Origin of the sequence: Alcaligenes faecalis (genome assembly GCF_005311025.1) — a bacterium.
GTDB lineage: Bacteria > Pseudomonadota > Gammaproteobacteria > Burkholderiales > Burkholderiaceae_B > Alcaligenes > Alcaligenes phenolicus.
Map to the genome: position 1 here is coordinate 1,894,333 of NZ_CP031747.1, position 17,374 is coordinate 1,911,706.

The 17,374-nt window shown below is 58.1% G+C and carries 15 protein-coding genes and 1 riboswitch; of the genes, 8 read left to right on the plus strand and 7 right to left on the minus strand.

Features of this window, described 5'->3' with window-relative positions:
• Window positions 1-91 precede the first annotated feature (91 nt).
• Both ppc and D0C27_RS08650 read left to right on the plus strand, forming a co-directional pair.
• Window positions 92-2,926 (plus strand): phosphoenolpyruvate carboxylase, encoded by a 2,835-nt coding sequence (gene ppc / locus D0C27_RS08645; protein ID WP_088451288.1) that lies wholly within the window; start codon window positions 92-94, stop codon window positions 2,924-2,926.
• 138 nt (window positions 2,927-3,064) lie between these two features.
• Window positions 3,065-3,847 carry a sulfite exporter TauE/SafE family protein gene (locus D0C27_RS08650; RefSeq protein ID WP_035273584.1) on the plus strand — a complete coding sequence of 261 codons (783 nt, stop codon included), beginning with the start codon at window positions 3,065-3,067 and terminating at the stop codon, window positions 3,845-3,847.
• 85 nt (window positions 3,848-3,932) lie between these two features.
• Here D0C27_RS08650 and D0C27_RS08655 read toward each other — a convergent pair whose 3' ends face one another.
• Window positions 3,933-4,502 carry a class I SAM-dependent methyltransferase gene (locus D0C27_RS08655; protein WP_009462587.1) on the minus strand — a complete coding sequence of 190 codons (570 nt, stop codon included), beginning with the start codon at window positions 4,500-4,502 and terminating at the stop codon, window positions 3,933-3,935.
• A gap of 118 nt (window positions 4,503-4,620) precedes the next feature.
• Here D0C27_RS08655 and D0C27_RS08660 point away from each other — a divergent pair, with 118 nt between their 5' ends.
• Window positions 4,621-4,842, plus strand: a complete 222-nt coding sequence (locus D0C27_RS08660; protein ID WP_009462588.1) for a hypothetical protein — start codon at window positions 4,621-4,623, stop codon at window positions 4,840-4,842.
• A gap of 4 nt (window positions 4,843-4,846) precedes the next feature.
• A complete protein-coding gene (locus tag D0C27_RS08665; RefSeq protein ID WP_021447039.1) occupies window positions 4,847-6,061 on the plus strand; it encodes a class I SAM-dependent methyltransferase in 1,215 nt (404 codons plus the stop codon).
• 222 nt (window positions 6,062-6,283) lie between these two features.
• On the opposite strand, the gene D0C27_RS08670 is transcribed toward D0C27_RS08665, so the two are convergent.
• On the minus strand, window positions 6,284-7,426 hold the full coding sequence (locus D0C27_RS08670) for a tRNA CCA-pyrophosphorylase (RefSeq protein ID WP_240688338.1): 1,143 nt from the start codon (window positions 7,424-7,426) through the stop codon (window positions 6,284-6,286).
• Window positions 7,427-7,437: 11 nt separating this feature from the next.
• Entirely contained in the window at window positions 7,438-9,540 is a 2,103-nt protein-coding gene (locus tag D0C27_RS08675) for a lytic transglycosylase domain-containing protein (RefSeq protein ID WP_230940618.1), read from the minus strand.
• On the opposite strand from D0C27_RS08675, the gene D0C27_RS08680 reads away from it, so the two are divergent.
• Entirely contained in the window at window positions 9,539-10,168 is a 630-nt protein-coding gene (locus D0C27_RS08680; RefSeq protein ID WP_035273579.1) for a 5-formyltetrahydrofolate cyclo-ligase, read from the plus strand. The genes D0C27_RS08675 and D0C27_RS08680 overlap by 2 nt on opposite strands.
• A gap of 143 nt (window positions 10,169-10,311) precedes the next feature.
• On the opposite strand, the gene metF is transcribed toward D0C27_RS08680, so the two are convergent.
• From metF to metK, 4 genes are all read right to left on the minus strand, one after another.
• Window positions 10,312-11,151, minus strand: coding sequence for a methylenetetrahydrofolate reductase [NAD(P)H] (metF, locus tag D0C27_RS08685; protein WP_035273576.1), 840 nt, complete (start codon window positions 11,149-11,151; stop codon window positions 10,312-10,314).
• Window positions 11,148-11,486 (minus strand): phage holin family protein, encoded by a 339-nt coding sequence (locus D0C27_RS08690; protein ID WP_009462594.1) that lies wholly within the window; start codon window positions 11,484-11,486, stop codon window positions 11,148-11,150. Before D0C27_RS08690 ends, metF begins: the two co-directional genes overlap by 4 nt.
• Before the next feature lie 42 nt (window positions 11,487-11,528).
• Window positions 11,529-12,926, minus strand: a complete 1,398-nt coding sequence (gene ahcY / locus D0C27_RS08695; protein WP_026484121.1) for an adenosylhomocysteinase — start codon at window positions 12,924-12,926, stop codon at window positions 11,529-11,531.
• A gap of 74 nt (window positions 12,927-13,000) precedes the next feature.
• Window positions 13,001-13,093, minus strand: a riboswitch (S-adenosyl-L-homocysteine riboswitch).
• 204 nt (window positions 13,094-13,297) lie between these two features.
• A complete protein-coding gene (gene metK / locus D0C27_RS08700) occupies window positions 13,298-14,461 on the minus strand; it encodes a methionine adenosyltransferase (RefSeq protein WP_026484120.1) in 1,164 nt (387 codons plus the stop codon).
• A 237-nt stretch (window positions 14,462-14,698) separates the two neighbouring features.
• On the opposite strand from metK, the gene D0C27_RS08705 reads away from it, so the two are divergent.
• Genes D0C27_RS08705 through dapF form a run of 3 tightly spaced genes read left to right on the plus strand, consistent with a single transcriptional unit; the run spans window position 14,699 to window position 17,373 of the window.
• On the plus strand, window positions 14,699-15,553 hold the full coding sequence (locus D0C27_RS08705) for a lysophospholipid acyltransferase family protein (RefSeq protein ID WP_137430786.1): 855 nt from the start codon (window positions 14,699-14,701) through the stop codon (window positions 15,551-15,553).
• Window positions 15,550-16,440, plus strand: coding sequence for a lysophospholipid acyltransferase family protein (locus D0C27_RS08710; protein ID WP_009462598.1), 891 nt, complete (start codon window positions 15,550-15,552; stop codon window positions 16,438-16,440). The genes D0C27_RS08705 and D0C27_RS08710 overlap by 4 nt, the downstream gene beginning before the upstream one ends.
• A 9-nt stretch (window positions 16,441-16,449) precedes the next feature.
• Window positions 16,450-17,373, plus strand: a complete 924-nt coding sequence (dapF, locus tag D0C27_RS08715; protein WP_137430787.1) for a diaminopimelate epimerase — start codon at window positions 16,450-16,452, stop codon at window positions 17,371-17,373.
• Window position 17,374: the final 1 nt, after the last annotated feature.

The window sequence follows — 17,374 nt, forward strand, 5'->3', positions numbered from 1 at the left end:
AGGTCGGGAAGGCGTCTTACCGTAGGGCGGCTACCGATCTGGCACCCAGAATCCTTTGCAGCAAAACCCCTTATTTAACAGGAGATATATTATGCCGCAGGCCGTGCCTGACCTTTCCAACCTGCTTCGACAGGACATCCGCTTTCTGGGCAAGGCCCTGGGAGAGGTGATTCGTGATAGCGAAGGAAAGGCGACCTTCACGCTGATTGAAGCCCTGCGCCGGGCGGCTGTCAGTTTCAGACGTGAACACGATCCGCAGCAAGCACGGATTCTGGAAAAAGACATTCCCAAGCTGAACGACGCGCAGGCCCGTTCCGTGGCCCGTGCCTTTGCCTACTTTTTGCACCTGTCCAATATTGCCGAGGACCGCGACCAGAACCGTCGCCGCGAAGAGCAAGATCCCGAAAAGCTGCTGGGCAGCCTGCAACATGCCATTCAAACCTTGATGGACCAGGGTTTGAGCGCCAAGAAAATTCGCCGCTATCTGCAAGAAGCCTGTGTGATGCCGGTGCTGACGGCTCACCCTACCGAAGTTCAGCGCCAAAGTACGCTCGCTGTGCATATGGCCATTGCCGATGAATTGAACGGCCTGGATCACAAGGCCAGCGCCACACAATCGGCCCGTACCCAGGAGAAGCTGACCGGTCTGGTGTCCCTGCTGTGGCAAACCCGCATGCTGCGCGACCACAAACTGACGGTGATGGACGAGATCGACAACGCCCTGGCCTATTACGGCTCCACCTTCCTGCCCACCATTCCGCAGCTGTACCACGATCTGGACCGTTTGCTGGAACCGGGCAAAAAAAGCCTGCTGGATCAGAAAACCCGTTCCCTGCCCGCCTTTTTGCGCATGGGCAGCTGGATTGGCGGCGATCGCGACGGCAACCCCAATGTGGGCCCTGAAACGGTTGAACAAGCGGTGCTGCGCCAGTCGACACGCGCGCTGCAACACTATCTGGAGCAGATTCGTTTACTGGGTACGGAAATCTCCGTATCCGACGCACTGAACCGTGTCAGCAAAGACCTGGCGGCCTTGTCGGCCAGCAGCCAGGACCCGTCGCCACACCGTGTAGACGAACCTTATCGCCGCAGCTTTATTCATCTGTACGCCCGTATGGCGGCCACAGCGCAGAACCTGCTGGGCCGCGACCTGGCCGATCGCCCCACTTACGCCGCCCCACCCTACGCAAACCCGCAAGAATTCAAGGCTGATCTGCAAATCATTGCCGACTCTCTGGCTGAAAACAAAGGCGGCGCCATTGCCGGCCTGCGTTTGAACGAATTGATTCAAGCTGTGGAGGTTTTTGGCTTCCATCTGGCCACTTTAGACCTGCGCCAAAGCTCGGACGTGCACGAGCGCGTACTGGACGAACTGTTCCGCGTGGCAGGCACGCTGTACAAGGACGAACCCGTCAATTACCGCCAACTGTCCGAAGAAGACCGCATCACTTTGCTGCGCTCGGAGTTGCGCCACCATCGCCCCCTGGTTTCGCCCTGGTATCGCTACTCGGAAGAAACCGAGAAAGAACTGTCCATTCTGCGCAAAGCCGCCGAATGCCGCCGCCGCTTTGGAGCGCGCGCATTGGAACAAACCATTGTGTCGCACACCGAAACCCTCAGCGACTTGCTGGAAGTGCTGGTGCTGCAACAGGAAACTGGCCTGATCGTGCCCAATTCCAACGAGCCAGAGCATCAAGGTCTGATGGTTGTACCGCTGTTCGAGACCATTCCTGACTTGGAGCGTGGCCCGCAAATCATGCAGGAATGGCTGGATATGCCTGAAATCCGCCAGCGCGTGCGTCACGCTCAGGACAGCGTGCAGGAAGTGATGCTGGGTTATTCGGACAGTAATAAAGACGGTGGCTACCTGACCTCCAACTGGACGCTATACCGTGCCGAACGTGAATTTGCGCAGGTTTTCTCGCGCCGCAAAGTGCGTTTGCGCCTGTTCCACGGTCGTGGCGGTTCGGTAGGCCGAGGCGGTGGTTCCAGTTTCGACGCTATTTTGGCTCAACCTCCAGGCACCGTGAATGGTCAGATTCGTCTGACCGAGCAAGGCGAGATGATTCAAGGCCGCTACAAGGATGCGGACGTGGGCCGCTGGCATCTGGAGCTGTTTGTCGCTGCCACGCTGGAAGCCAGCCTGGGGTCACGCAAGGGCTCGTCCAATGACGACGAACATCTGGCTGCGTATGGTGACGCCATGGCCTGGATGTCCGAGCAGGCTCATCAAAGCTATCGCCAACTGGTCTACGGCACGCCGAACTTTGATCAGTACTTCTTCCAGTCCACGCCTATCAAGGAAATTGCTGGCCTGAATATCGGCTCGCGTCCTTCCTCGCGCAAGGCCACGCAAAGCATTGAAGACCTGCGCGCCATCCCCTGGAGTTTCTCCTGGGCACAATGCCGTCTGCCTATTCCTGGCTGGTACGGCATGGGCACAGCCTTGAACCGCTATCTGGAATCGGGGCTGCCCAATGATGGCCTGAACCGCGCCAAACGTTTGGCCCAACTGCAAACCATGGCGCGCGACTGGGCCTTCTTCCGCACGCTACTGTCCAATATGGAGCAGGTGCTGGCCAAGACTGACCTGGATATCGGCCTGAAATACGCCGGTCTGGTCGAGGACGAGGAACTGCGCGAGACCATCTTCACGCAAATCCGTGACGAGTTCGAGCTGACACACCGACTGTTCCGTGAAATCACCGGCCATGAACTGCTGGCGCACGATCAGGCTTTGCAAGATGCCCTGGCCGAACGCTTCGCCTACATTGACCCACTGAACCACTTGCAGGTGGAACTGCTGCGCCGCCATCGCCGTCAAGGTGAAAAGGCCAACAAGCCCACACGCAGCGGTGTGAACAAGCAACACGTCATTCACCTGACGATCAACGGTATTGCGGCTGGCCTGCGTAACTCGGGCTAAAGCGAAACCATGGAAATTGGCTCTATTAATTACTTTTATAAATAAGCTAATTTCCAAAAGAAGTTAAGGCGTACAATAAGCCATTACTACGCTTTCTGAAAAAGGCGTGATCCCTACCGGGGTCACGCCATCTGGCTTATGGCGCTTGCAATCATCCTGGGAATTCTGACTGGCCTGTCGCTGGGCCTGACTGGCGCGGGTGGCGGTATTTTGGCCGTGCCCGCTCTGGTGCTGGGCATGGGCTACAGCATGACAGCGGCAACACCGGTAGCCTTGCTGGCTGTGGGCGCCGCCGCCCTGGTCGGCGCACTAGATGGTTTGTACAAACATATCGTGCGCTATAGAGCTGCCATGTTCATGGCCGTTACAGGCGCTTTGGTCACGTCTTTGGGCGTACGCATCAGCCATGCCTTGCCGGAAAAAGTGCTGGTAACGCTGTTTGTCGCCATCATGCTGTGGATTGCCACCAAAATGCTGCGTCGTCCGGCGGCAACGGCCCATGCTCATACACCCTGTTGTCTGAACCCGGAAACCGGCCGCCTGCGCTGGACACCAGCAGGCACGGCCACCTTGGCTTCCATTGGTGCGGTAGCGGGTTTGTTTTCAGGCATGTTGGGCGTGGGCGGCGGCTTTCTGATCGTGCCTGCCCTGAAACGTTTCAGCGACCTGTCCATGCACAGCATTGTGGCTACATCCTTGATGCTGATCGCCCTGATCTCCCTGAGCGCGTCGGCCATGAGTCTGGCACACGGGGCGGAGATTCCCCTTAGCGGCTGGGTTTTTGTGGCCTCGGCCATGGGTGGCATGGTGATAGGCCGACAACTGGCCCCTCATATTCCTTCTGTGCGCTTGCAGCAAGGATTCAGCATCCTGACTGCTGTTGTGGCCCTGTCCATGCTGGCACGTACCTATCTGTTTTAAGCCGCGATTCTGTACACGCGCTCAAGCAACACCGGATACATGGCTTTGAGCCAAGCGCTGCGCTTGGCTCAAAACTGCACATACTTTACTCGCAGATACTGCCACCACCGTCTTGCGGATTCAGACGGTAATCGCTGAAAGAGCCGCCCTCACGCGGACGCACGGCGACAATGCGCTGAACAATATGGTCCGGATCGGCCCGGAAACCATGCTCATACGCCACGATATCCAGGTCCGCGCACCAGCGCAGCAGCTCCCCCGGCTGCAACAGGAAATCCGGATTACGTGGCGTGTTGTATTGCTCGTTGCCCACCCCAAAGGTTTCGTAAACCAGTACCCCACCTGGCTCCAGACTCTCCAGCAAAGTCGGCATCAAGGGACGCCACAGATACTTGGTCACCACCAGGGCATTGAACTTGCGCCCCGCGAAAGGCCAGGGACCGTTTTCGATATCAGCCTGGATAATTTCCCCGTAAGGCGAAGTCGCTGCCACCGCTTCCGGGTCCCGGTCTACACCGATCACGGTATTGCCACGCTCGGCCAACCAGCGGGCATTGCGCCCCCGACCACAGGCCACATCCAGGACTGTGCCCGGATTCGGAATCAAATGGGCCCATGCCTGTAACCAGGCACTGGCCTGTCCCCTGTCGTTCATCCTTACCCCTTTGCTAAGCAGACAAAACGCCCATGGTAACGCAGCAGTGGGCAAGCTCAAGCATGGCACTGGCCTGGGCTACAATTGGCCCCGATTCCACGCTATTTTTTGAGGGTGTATGAAAGTTCTGCTGCAAAAACCCATATTGCTGATGGCCGTTCTGTGCCTGCCTTTATGGTTTGTCTACGGCAACTTCATCCTGGCCGCTGCCACCTCCATCCTGATCGGGATGCTGGTGGGCATGATCCGCACCCTGCACCAAGTGACCCAGGCCAAGAAAGCCAGCGCCAAGAGCGCCGCCCCGGCTTCTTCCGAGACACCTAACGACAAGCCCAACTGACGCCATGAACGTACTGTCCGCCCCTGCCCTGCCACACGGTTTGCCTCCCCTGTCCGAGGAACTGAAAAAACACGTTGCACAGGTTAACGATTACTTGCTGGACCGCATTGCCGATGAAGGCGGTTTCCTGCCATTCGACCAATGGATGCACCATGCGCTGTACGCCCCCCATCTGGGCTACTACACCGGTGGCAGCACCAAGTTTGGCAGCAATCAGCCCACAGGCGACTTTACGACGGCTCCCGAACTCTCTCCCCTGTTTGCTCAGACCTTGAGCCGTCAGGTCATGGAAGTACTGGAAGGCAGCCAATCCCTGTCCGTTCTGGAGTTCGGCGCGGGTAGCGGCGCGTTGGCCCAAGCGCTGATTACGGAGCTGCGCAAGCAAGGTATCGAGCCGCAGTATTCAATTCTGGAAGTATCGCCTGATTTGCGTGCGCGTCAGCAAGAGCGTCTGGCCCCCCTGCAAGCACAAGTGCAGTGGCTGGACAGCACACCGCACAGCTTCAAGGGTTGCGTGGTAGCTAATGAGGTTCTGGATGCCATGCCTGCCAGCCTGTTCACCTTTGATGTGGCTGGCAAGGTGCTGGAAGTAGGTGTCATTGCCGCAGACGACAGCACGGCCCAAGGCCTGCCAGCGCCTTTCTACCTGGCTACCCGCCCGGCTCCCGACCATCTGGCTTCGCTGGTGGCCGAGCGCGTGGAAGCGCAGCCCTTCTACCTATCCGAGATCAACCTGCAAGCCGAAGCCTGGGTGCGCAGCATGGGTACTTGGTTAAAGCAAGGCGCGGCCATTTTGATCGACTACGGTTTTCCGCAGCGCGAGTACTATCACCCGCAACGTGACAAAGGCACCTTGATGTGCCACTTCCGCCACTTTGCTCATGCCGAGCCCCTGGTGCTGGCTGGCTTGCAGGACATTACCGCCCACGTGGACTTCACCGCCATGGCGGATGCCGCCCTGGAGGCCGGTTTGGATGTGCTGGGCTATACCAGCCAGGCGCGCTTCCTGATGAATTGCGGCATCACCAACTTCCTGGCTTCTCCGCCGGAAGACCCATCGCCCGCCGTGCAACAGCAATGGGCACAGACCATGAGTGCCGCCAACAAACTGCTGTCTGAAGCGGAAATGGGGGAGCTATTCAAGGTGCTGATTATTGGGCGCGATATTTCAGCCCCAGTGCTGGGCACAATGAGCGGAGATCGACGCGAGCGTCTGTAAAGCGGCCTTGGGGAACTTCCTGAGGACATTTCCCTCAAGAGTCATAAGCAGAGATCAGCAAACGGCAGGGTATATACCTTGCCGTTTTTACGTGAAGCAACCGCGCCAGAACACTCCCCCGAGACATCGCCCCCTAGACGAACACGCACTCAGCAGAAAAAAATAAGCGGCCTATTAGCCGCTTATTTTCTGAGTGTGCACTCCAGGCTGCTCACACATAGACTAAACAGACTGCTCCAAAGCTGCCAATCGAGCTGCGCGCACCGCTTCACGGATTTTGCCTGGCTCGGCCTTGTATCGAGCAGCAACTGCACCGGCATCCACACTGGCCATCACCTTTCGCAAAGAGTCCCATTCCAGCTCTGGAACGTCTTGCAGACAGGCCGCCGCACTGATCAGCTGAGTAAAGCGCTCTGGTTTGCGCAAGGCATCCAACGACTCCATGACTTGCAAGGCAGACTCCACGTCTGCACGAGGCTGCAACAAGGCAGGGCTGGCTAACAGCACTGGCAACAGACGGGCCTGGTCGCGCCATTCAGAAGGAGCACGAATCTGCTCGGCCACCTGTCCTGGGGCTTCCGAAATATGGCACAGAACGGCAAAGCAGCTTGCCAGATCCAGACGCCTGTCTTTGGCGATCTGCACCTGCTGACCCACCTGATCGTTGTAGTTCAAGCCGGGCATGACACGCTCTAACGCGCCGACCTCCCGCAGTACCTCGAACATGCGAGCGGGCTGCTGGGCAGATAAACCTTTCACTATTTCCAGATAGATGCGCTCAGGCACCAGCTCGTCCACTTCACCCTGCTCGACCAGATCACGTGCCAGAGCCCAGGTATCGTCGGCCACGGTGAACTCGGAAAAGCGGGCCGCAAAACGTGCCAGACGCAGCAAGCGTACCGGGTCTTCGCTAAACGCGGTGCCGACATGCCGGAATAGACGGGCCTGCAAATCCGCCAAACCATTCAAGGGATCGTGCAGATTCCCCGCCGCATCCACGGCCATGGCATTGATGGTCAGATCACGGCGACGCAAATCGTCCGCCAGGCTCACGTCTGTGCCGGTGTAAAAGGTAAAGCCCTTGTAGCCCCGGCCCGACTTGCGCTCAGTCCGGGCCAACGCGAACTCTTCTTTGCTATGGGGATTCAGAAAGACGGGAAAGTCGCCACCTACGGGAACAAAGCCGCGCGCGGCCAGGTCTTCGGGCCGGGCACCGACTACGACCCAATCCTTGTCACCCGCTGGCAGCCCCAGCAAGGCATCGCGAACCGCGCCACCCACCACATAGACCTGCAAACCTTCCAGAACAGGATCTGGCGGCCCCATCAGGGCCGCCAGAGCTGCTTGCTGTCTGTCATCAAGCATGGACGGGCTCATCAAGGCGAAATCGTACCCAAACGCCCTTTGAGGGACTGCGGCTGACCGCTGAACATCATGGCGTAATAGGTCGCGTTGGAGAGCACGTTTTTCACGTACAAGCGCGTTTCAGTAAAAGGAATGGTTTCTGCAAAAATGGCCCCTTCTACCGGAGTGTTCAAGCGCGAGCGCCACTGGCGGGGACGACCTGGCCCTGCGTTATAGCCTGCCGATGCCAAGACCTGCGAGCCATCCAGCTGCCCCAGAACCATGTTCAGGTAATTGGTACCCAGCACCGTGTTCACCTCGAACTCGTTCACACGGGAGGGAGAGAAGTCGCGCATATCGATCTTGTTGGCCACCCATTTGGCGGTGGCAGGCATCAGCTGCATCAAGCCCGACGCCCCGACTCCCGAGCGTGCATCGGTAATGAAGCGCGATTCCTGACGGATCAGGCCATACACCCAGGCCGGGTCCAGATTGATGGACTTGGCCTGCTCGGTTACGCGGCCTTCAAAGGGCGCGATAAAGCGCTGGCTGAAGTCGATCTCGTTCTTGGTCAACAGGGAGGTATTCACCACGCGATCATAGATATGCTGCTCGCGCGCGAACTCGGCTGCGGCACGCAACTGTCTGTCGTTCATGCCACGCAAGGCAAAGTTCCACTCGGGTACCGCTTCCGGACGCCAACCCAGCTTGAACAGCTCCACCGCACGCAGCAAGCCCGCATTGGTACGCGCATCCTGCATGTCCAACGGCGTCAAAGGCTGTGGCTGAGGAGGCAAGGAAGGTGTCAGACCCAACTCTTCTGTGGCCAGCTGACCGTAGAAGTTCAGATCACCCACAATGGACTGGAACTTGGCACGAGCCTGATCTTTATGACCCAAGGCTTCATGGGCACGCCCCGACCAGTACACCCAAACCGGCTCGGCCTTTTGCGCATCGTTCATCTTGTCGATGGCGGCAGAGACATGCTTCCACTCGATGGTGCCCTGACGCAACTCGGCGCGCACTTGCCAGGCATTGTTGTAATCCGTCATGGGGGTACGACCGGAGCGGCGATACCATTTGGCCGCATCGTCCTCTACCCGCAAGGCACTGATCAGACCAAACTGGCCCCACACCCAATTCAGGTTTTCCTGGGGGATCTTGCCGGCCCAGGTACGGTCGATATAGGCCGCTGCAGCATCACGCTGACCACGACCCAGACGGGACAAGGCCAAGGACACCAGCTCCGGATTGACCGAACTGTTGTTCACATTACGATCCAGCCACTTCTGCGGCGAAGCCATCAAGGCGGTGTAATCCTTCATTTGCGGCGCAGTGAAGATAATCGCAGCCAGGCGGCGGGCCTGGGATGTGCGGTTATTTTCCAGAGCATCACGCATCAGATCACGGACCTGATTCTTGCTGATCACTTTACGGGCGTACAACTGGTCCAGTGCCGACCAGCAGGCCTGGCTTGGAGAGAACGACGCCAGCAAGTCCTGCACATCCACAGGCTGACCGGCCACATTCTGTGCCGACGCTACTGCACACTTCACAGCCGAGGTAGGGGCGTGAACGGGGGCCAGCTCACGCACCAAAGCATAGTTGCCGGTACGCGCGGCCGCCACAATCCAGTCGGACTTCAGGCGATTTTCCAGATATTCGTCTTGATTGCCGCTCAGGAACAAACGAATTTGCTCATCGGGCACGGGCGTGGTCGTATCCTGCAAAATCCGACGCAAGCGCCAGTATTCGGCGTAAGAACCCAGAACAGGATCATTCGCGGCAACCGGAGCCAGAGCATCGAGCGCCGTCCAGCGCTTGGCCTGCATGGCATCACGGGCGTCAATCAAAGCCTGACGGGCCGTTGGCGGCACAGGCGGGACTCGATCCCAGCGGCGCACGGCTTCTTTGGCAGGCTGCAACACGACAGCTTGCTTGGCAACGGCAGGATCCGGGGAATGGGTCTGGGCTTGCGGCGACTGCGACCCCGCACAGCCGACCAAACCCAGAGCAAACACCACCAAAGCGCTCAAGGGCGGGCGAGGAAGCATGGATGCCATGCCCCAAGCTGGTGTTTTCTGGTACTTTAGCTGGTTGATACCCATAGTGACGGCCTTTAGAAAATCACCCATGATTCAGAACGTAGAGCATAACGCAGCCGCGCTGCGCACGCGACTAAAAGACCTGCGAGCCGGGCAGCCCTCCATCGACACCAACCGGGGCGCTTTGCTGATCCGGGGCCGTCTGTTTACCTGGCTGGCTACCAACCGCAGCCGCCTGCGTGAACAGGGCCGTGCCGAACCCACCACCATTGCCGCTTTCTGGCCTATGGCCCAGGAGCCGGACTTGCGCCCACTGCTGCTTCAATGGGTGGAAGAGGAAGGCATCAATGTCTGTTTGCCCGTTGTCAAAGAGGCCGATGCCCCTTTGAGCTTTGTCGAGTGGACACCCGAGACCGAAATGGAAAAGGGTCGCTACGGCATCGAAATCCCCATTTCCACTAAAACCATGCAACCGGATATTGTCCTGGTCCCCACCCTGGGCTACACCAGACAGGGTGATCGTCTGGGGTATGGCAAGGGTTACTACGACCGGACCTTGGCGGCGCTGAAAGAACAAAACCACGCTTTTACCAGCATTGGTATTGCCTGGGCAGTGGGCGATTTATCCGGCCAGGCCTACCAGCCCGCCCCGCACGACCAACGCCTGGACAGTATTCTGACTGATAAAGGCTGGGCTGTGCCCGCTCCGGAACTATAAGTAACCCGCTACCACAAACTGTTTAATCCAGAACTCTGTTTACCAAGCAGTTGATAAAACCGGGGCAGATGCAGGCTAGTCTGTTCCCCATGAAAAAACCCGCCAAATGAATGTGGCGGGTTTCTTATCGCGACGCGAAGTGCTTAGCGCCAGGTCAGATTCGGCAAAATAGCCATGCTCGCATCTGCCCCGTTCAGGGTGTACATGTGAATGCCAGGAGCGCCGCCATCGAGCAGGTCCTGACACAAGCGTGCCACCACATCGATACCGAAAGCACGAATCGATGCACGATCATCACCAAAATCGGCCAGTCGCAGGCGAATCCAGCGCGGCACTTCTGCACCGCACATGGTCGAGAACCGCAGCAACTGGGACGAGTTGGTAATGGGCATGATGCCCGGTGTGATCGGAATCGTGACTCCTTGCGCCTGGGCTCGCTCAACAAAGCTGAAATACGAGTCCGGGTTGAAGAAGTACTGCGTGATCGCACCGTCCGCACCAGCCTTGACCTTGTTCACAAAGTGACCCAGGTCGTCGCTAAAGCCTGTGGCCTGAGGGTGCATCTCGGGATAAGCGGCCACTTCGATATGAAAGTGTTCGCCATAGTTTTCACGAATGAATGACACCAGATCGCTGGCATAGCGCAGTTCGCCCGCGTCACCACCCATACCCGAAGGCAAGTCACCGCGCAGGGCCACGATACGTCGTATGCCCTGATCGCGGTAATTGTCCAGCATCTCGCCAAGCTGCGCGGGTGCCGTACCAATGCACGACAAGTGCGGTGCGACATCAAAGCCCAGTTTTTGCAGCAGTGCCACCGCATCGACCGTGCCAGCACGGGTGGAGCCACCGGCTCCAAACGTCATGCTGACATAGGCGGGGTTCAAGCCCATCAAGGACTTGGCGGTGCGCACCAGTTTTTCCTGCGCCGCGATATCTCGCGGCGGGAAAAACTCCAGGCTCAAGGTTTGCTTGTTGCTCATTTCATTAACAATCCCGACAGCAGCCCGGAAACCAGACTGTAGACGATCGCCCCAATCACGGCCCACCAGAAGCCTTCAACCTGGAAGCCTTTGAGGATGGAGCCCGCAAACCAGAACACCAAGGCGTTGAGCACCAGAAGGAACAAGCCCAAAGTCACAATAGTGATGGGCAAGGTCAGCACAATCAGCAAAGGTTTGACCAAGGTATTGAGCAGGCCCAGTACCAGCGCAGCGATCAGTGCCGAGCCAAACGAGGCAACCGTAATACCAGGCAGGATGTAGGCGACAACCAGCAGGGCAACAGCATTCAGGATCCAGACAAGTAGCAAAGTCATGATAGGGCTCCAAGAATAGGCGTCCGAAGACGCCGGTGCGTTTTAGTAGCGGTAGTGCTCAGCCTTGAAAGGCCCTTGCACAGGTACGTTGATGTAATCCGCCTGCGCCTGAGACAAGGTCGACAAGTTCACACCCAATTTCTTCAAGTGCAAACGAGCGACTTTTTCGTCCAGATGCTTGGGCAGTACATATACTTTACCCGTTTCGTAGTTCTCGCCACGAGTGAACAGTTCAATTTGTGCAATGGTCTGGTTCGTGAACGAAGCCGACATCACAAAAGAGGGGTGGCCAGTAGCACAACCCAGGTTCACCAGACGGCCCTTGGCCAGCAGAATGATGCGCTTGCCATCAGGGAAAATGATGTGATCAACCTGAGGCTTGATCTCTTCCCACTCCAGATCTTCCACCGAGGCCACGTCAATTTCATTGTCGAAGTGACCGATATTGCACACGATGGCCTGATCTTTCATGCGTTCCATGTGCGAGCGGTCGATCACGTGGTAGTTACCGGTGGCAGTCACGAAGATGTCAGCCTTGTCAGCGGCTTCTTCCATGGTCACAACGCGGTAGCCTTCCATCGAGGCTTGCAGGGCGCAAATAGGGTCAATTTCGGTAACCCAAACCTGAGCGCGCAAGGCGGCCAGTGCTTGAGCACAACCTTTACCCACGTCACCAAAACCGCAAACCACGGCGATCTTGCCGGCAACCATCACGTCGGTAGCACGCTTGATACCGTCTACCAGGGACTCGCGGCAGCCGTACAGGTTGTCGAACTTGGACTTGGTCACCGAGTCGTTCACGTTGATGGCAGGGAAAGCCAGTTCGCCTTTCTTGGCCATCTGGTACAGACGGTGCACGCCTGTGGTGGTCTCTTCGGTCACACCCTTGATTTGGGCCAGACGGGTGGAGTACCAGGTTTTGTCGTTTTGCAGACGGGCACGAATGGAGGCGAACATGACGCGCTCTTCTTCGCTGCCGGGTTTGTCCAGAACGGACAGGTCTTTTTCTGCACGGGCACCCAGGTGCAGCAACAAGGTAGCGTCGCCACCGTCATCCAGAATCATGTTGGCCTGTTCACCGGGCCAATCGAAAATGTCGTGGGCGTATTGCCAGTATTCTTCCAGGGTTTCGCCCTTGACGGCGAACACAGGCACGCCAGATGCGGCAATGGCAGCGGCAGCGTGATCTTGAGTGGAGAAGATATTGCACGATGCCCAGCGCACTTCAGCGCCCAGGGCAGTCAGGGTTTCAATCAGAACCCCAGTTTGGATTGTCATGTGCAAACTGCCGGCAATGCGCGCGCCCTTCAGGGGCTGGGAGGCAGCAAATTCCTCGCGGGTGGCCATCAGGCCAGGCATTTCGGTCTCGGCAATGGTCAGCTCGCGGCGGCCCCATTCAGCCAAGGAAATATCGGCAATTTTGTAATCGGTAAAAGTCACAGTCGGGCTCCGTTATACGGCACGCAGACTGCAGGGAGAGCAAATGAATTCTCACCAGCAGCCCGCCATGCAGGTCGTGGTGAGCGTCGTTCTCCAAGGTGGATACCACCTATCCATGCCCCGAGCCTGGCAAGACCGTGAGTCTTGTCGCAACGCCCCTCGAGGATGGCAAATGAATGTGGGTGATTGTACTCGTTTGGATCGTCTTGGGAAGACAGCTCCACGGGTAAAAATCATAATTTCTTCTCATGAGACTGGCACTTGCCCGTCCCACCCAGCGTTGCTGGCTGACTGGTTTCCCGGCCCCGACAACGCTGTCAAACTGCAGCAAAGCGCCGCCCGCAAGCGGCCTTTGCCTATCCGCACATCGCTTAGATAGCCTGACGCAAAGCCTGGGCCTTGTCCGTGGCTTCCCAGCTGAACTCGGGTTCGCTGCGGCCAAAGTGACCGTAGGCAGCAGTCTTGGTGTAGATGGGACGCTGCAGATCCAGCATTTCGATGATGCCGCGTGGGCGCAGGTCGAAATGTTGACGAACCAGCTTGGCGATCTCGGTGTCCGGGATCACGCCTGTGCCTTCGGTGTAGATGGTGATATTGATAGGCTCGGCCACACCAATGGCGTAGCTCAGTTGCACCTGACACTGGCGGGCCAGACCGGCCGCCACAATGTTCTTGGCCACGTAACGAGCGGCGTAGGCAGCGGAACGGTCCACTTTGGAGGGGTCCTTGCCGGAGAAAGCACCACCGCCGTGAGGGCATGCGCCACCGTAGGTATCCACAATGATCTTGCGACCAGTCAGACCGCAATCGCCTTGAGGGCCACCAATCACGAACTTGCCGGTGGGGTTCACCAGGAAGCGGGTTTTCTCGGTCAGCAGGTCCGAAGGGAAGCATGGACGAATGATGTGTTCGATCACAGCTTCGTGAATGTCTTTCTGGGACATTTCAGGCGCGTGCTGAGTGGACAGCACCACAGTGTCCACTTCGGTAGGACGGCCATCCACGTAGCGGAAGGTCACCTGGGATTTGGCGTCAGGGCGCAACCAGGGCAGACGGCCATCTTTGCGCAGCTCGCTCTGGCGCTGCACCAGACGGTGTGCGTACCAGATAGGAGCAGGCATCAGATCAGGGGTTTCGTCGCACGCGTAGCCAAACATCAGCCCCTGGTCGCCAGCGCCCTGGTTCAGCAACTCTTCTGGGCTGCGATCCACACCTTGGGCGATATCGGGCGACTGCTTGTCATAGGCCACCAGAACGGCGCAGGACTTGTAATCAATGCCGTAATCGCCATTGTCATAGCCAATGCGCTTGATGGTGTCACGGGCAACCTGGATGTAATCCACGTTGGCGTGCGTGGTGATCTCGCCAGCCAGCACCACCAGACCGGTATTGCACAAGGTCTCGGCAGCAACACGTGCCTGAGGATCTTGCTCGAAAATAGCGTCCAGGATAGCGTCGGAGATCTGGTCAGCTACCTTGTCGGGGTGGCCTTCAGAAACGGATTCGGATGTAAAGAGAAAGTCGTTGTTGTTCACAGCGTAGCTTCCTTGAATAAGGGCTGATAATCAGCACGAGGTTGAACAAACTGCGTTGCACCTCGAAGCCAGCGATGTGGATACGATAGACGGGGCGCGACGCTTTAGCGGTTTATAGTGGGCAGTTTGCTGCCCGATCGCTCCGCAAGTTGTCGTTTAACTCAGCGATACAATCCATTTTAAGCGAAAATACGTATTTATTTCAGCAAAACTTCACACTAAAGGATTGCCTGGCCCATGCTCGCGGCACTTTTACGTCTGATGGCTCATCTGCCTTTACCCGTTCTTCATGGGCTGGGCAAAGGAATCGGACGCCTGATTTACGCTTTTCCCGGACGCTACCGCCGCCGTCTGCAAAGCCACTGCCGACAAGCGGGTTACGACTCCCCTGCCTTTTTCCGGCAAGCGGCCGGACAAACCGGCGCCATGATTCTGGAAACACCGCGCGTCTGGCTGCACCCGCAAGCCTGTCTGGCCCGCTGCACCGTCGATGATGTGGCCTTGCTGGAAGCCACCCATGCCGAAGGACGCGGCGTGCTGTATCTGACCCCGCACTTGGGTTGCTTTGAGATTACGGCACGTTATCTGGTGGGTTTAGGCCCACTGACCGTGATGTTTCGCCCACCACGCCAGGCCGTACTGGAACCCCTGATGGTGGAGTCACGTGAACTGCCCGGCCTGCATGCCGTCCCCGCCAATATGAAAGGCGTGCGCGAATTTGTCCGCGCGTTTCGCAAAGGTGAATCGGTAGGCATGTTGCCCGACCAGGTTCCCAGCGGTGGCGATGGCGTATGGGCACCCTTTTTTGGCCGCCCTGCCCTGACCATGACACTGGCTGGCAAGCTTGCCCGTCAGTCCAATGTGCCTGTGATTGTGACCGCTGCCGAGCGCCTGCCTAAAGGGCGCGGCTGGCATATTCACACCTTGCGCCTGCCCGAGCCGTTGCCCGAAGACCCGACGGAACTGGCCACCCTGATCAACGAATCCATGGAAAGCTTGATACGCCGTTTCCCCACCCAGTATCTGTGGGGCTATAACCGCTACAAGATTCCCCACGATGCGCCCCCTTTGCCTGGCGATACCACCCCATGAGTTTTAATTCTTACCCGCTGCTCAAATCCGTTTTCACCTACTTTGGCCGTGCCTCGGTACGCACGCGCCAGCGTTGGGGTGCTGTGCTGGGCGGGCTGGTGCATCGCTTTGCCTCCCGCCGCCGTCATATCGTGCGTACCAATCTGGATCTATGCTTTCCAGACACGCCCGAGAGCACCCGTCGCGAGTGGGAAAAGCAGCACTTTCGCCTGCTGGCCCAATCCTATCTGGACCGGGGCCTGCTCTGGTTTGGTTTGCCGAGCACTATTCTGAACACTCTGCACCTGACGGGCGAAGAACACATCACCCAGGCTCTGGAACAGGGTCGCAAGGTCATGCTGCTGGTGCCTCACTTTCTGGGTATGGATGCGGCGGGCACACGCCTGTCCATGTCCATCTCGCCGTTGGTTGCCTTTTACACTCCCCAACGCGACCCCCATGTGGATCGCCTGATGTACGAAGGCCGTAGCCGCTTCTCCTCCGTCCCGCTGATTTCTCGCAAAGACGGCATTCGCGGTCTGATGCGTGCGCTGCAAAAGGGCCAGCCGATTTATTACCTGCCTGATATGGACTTCGGCACCAAGGGCTCGGCCTTTGTGCCCTTTTTCAATGTCCCGGCGGCCACGCTCTTGTCCACCGCCCAGATCGCACGCAACCAGGACGCGCTGGTGATTCCGGTTATTTCCCGCGTGGACGCCGAGACTGGTCACTACCATATTCAGGTGCTGGAACCCATGTCCGACTTTCCGGGTGAAGGCAGCCTGGAAGAAGCTACGGAACGCATGAATGCCCTGATCGAAAAATATGTGCGCGAAGACCCGCCGCAGTATTATTGGGTACATCGACGCTTCAAAACCCGTCCTGAAGGTCAACCCGGCATCTACTAGGCCCCCATCATGCACAGCCCCACCACACTCCAGCCCGCCTCCTCGCTTTGGCGTTTCAGCAAAATGCACGGCGCGGGCAATGACTTTGTCATGCTGGATGGTGTCAGGCAAAGCATTGAAATGACTCCCGAACGCGCCCGCGCGCTGGCGGATCGTCACTTTGGCATTGGGGCGGACCAGATCTTGCTGGTTGAAGCCGCGACCGAACCCGGCGCGGATTTCCGATACCGCATATTCAACGCTGACGGTGGCGAGGTCGAACATTGCGGCAACGGCGCTCGCTGCTTTGTCCGCTTCGTACACGAACAAGGCCTGTCCTCGGCCAACCCTTTACGAGCACAAATTCGTACCGGCATCATCAGTTTGAATGACGATCCGGAGCTTGGCGTGGATGTCATGATGGGCACCACCCGATTTGCCCCGGCCGATGTCGCTTTTGACCCTAGCGGGCTGGAACAGAAAACTCAGGGCGAAGATACGCTGTGGCTTCTGCCCGTACCCGATCAAGCCGAACCTGTCGCCCTGTCGCTGGTGTCCATCTCCAATCCGCACGCCGTGCAGGTGGTAGACGATGTGCTGCAGGCGCCGGTTGCCAGCGTCGGCCCCTTCATCGAATCTCACCCGCGTTTTGCTCAGAAGGTCAACGCCGGTTTCATGCAGGTTCTGGACGCCCATCACATCAAGCTGCGCGTCTACGAGCGCGGCGCCGGTGAGACCCTGGCCTGCGGTACAGGCGCTTGTGCGGCTGTGGTGGCAGGCATACGGCGGGGATTGCTCCAAAGCCCGGTTGTCGTTGATACTCGTGGAGGCAGTCTGCGCATTGAATGGGACGGACAGGCGCTACGCATGAGCGGCCCGGCCCAAACCGCCTTTACCGGACAAGTCGATATAGATGCACTGTGTGCATCCCTAGCCAGAAAGGAAACCTTCTAGA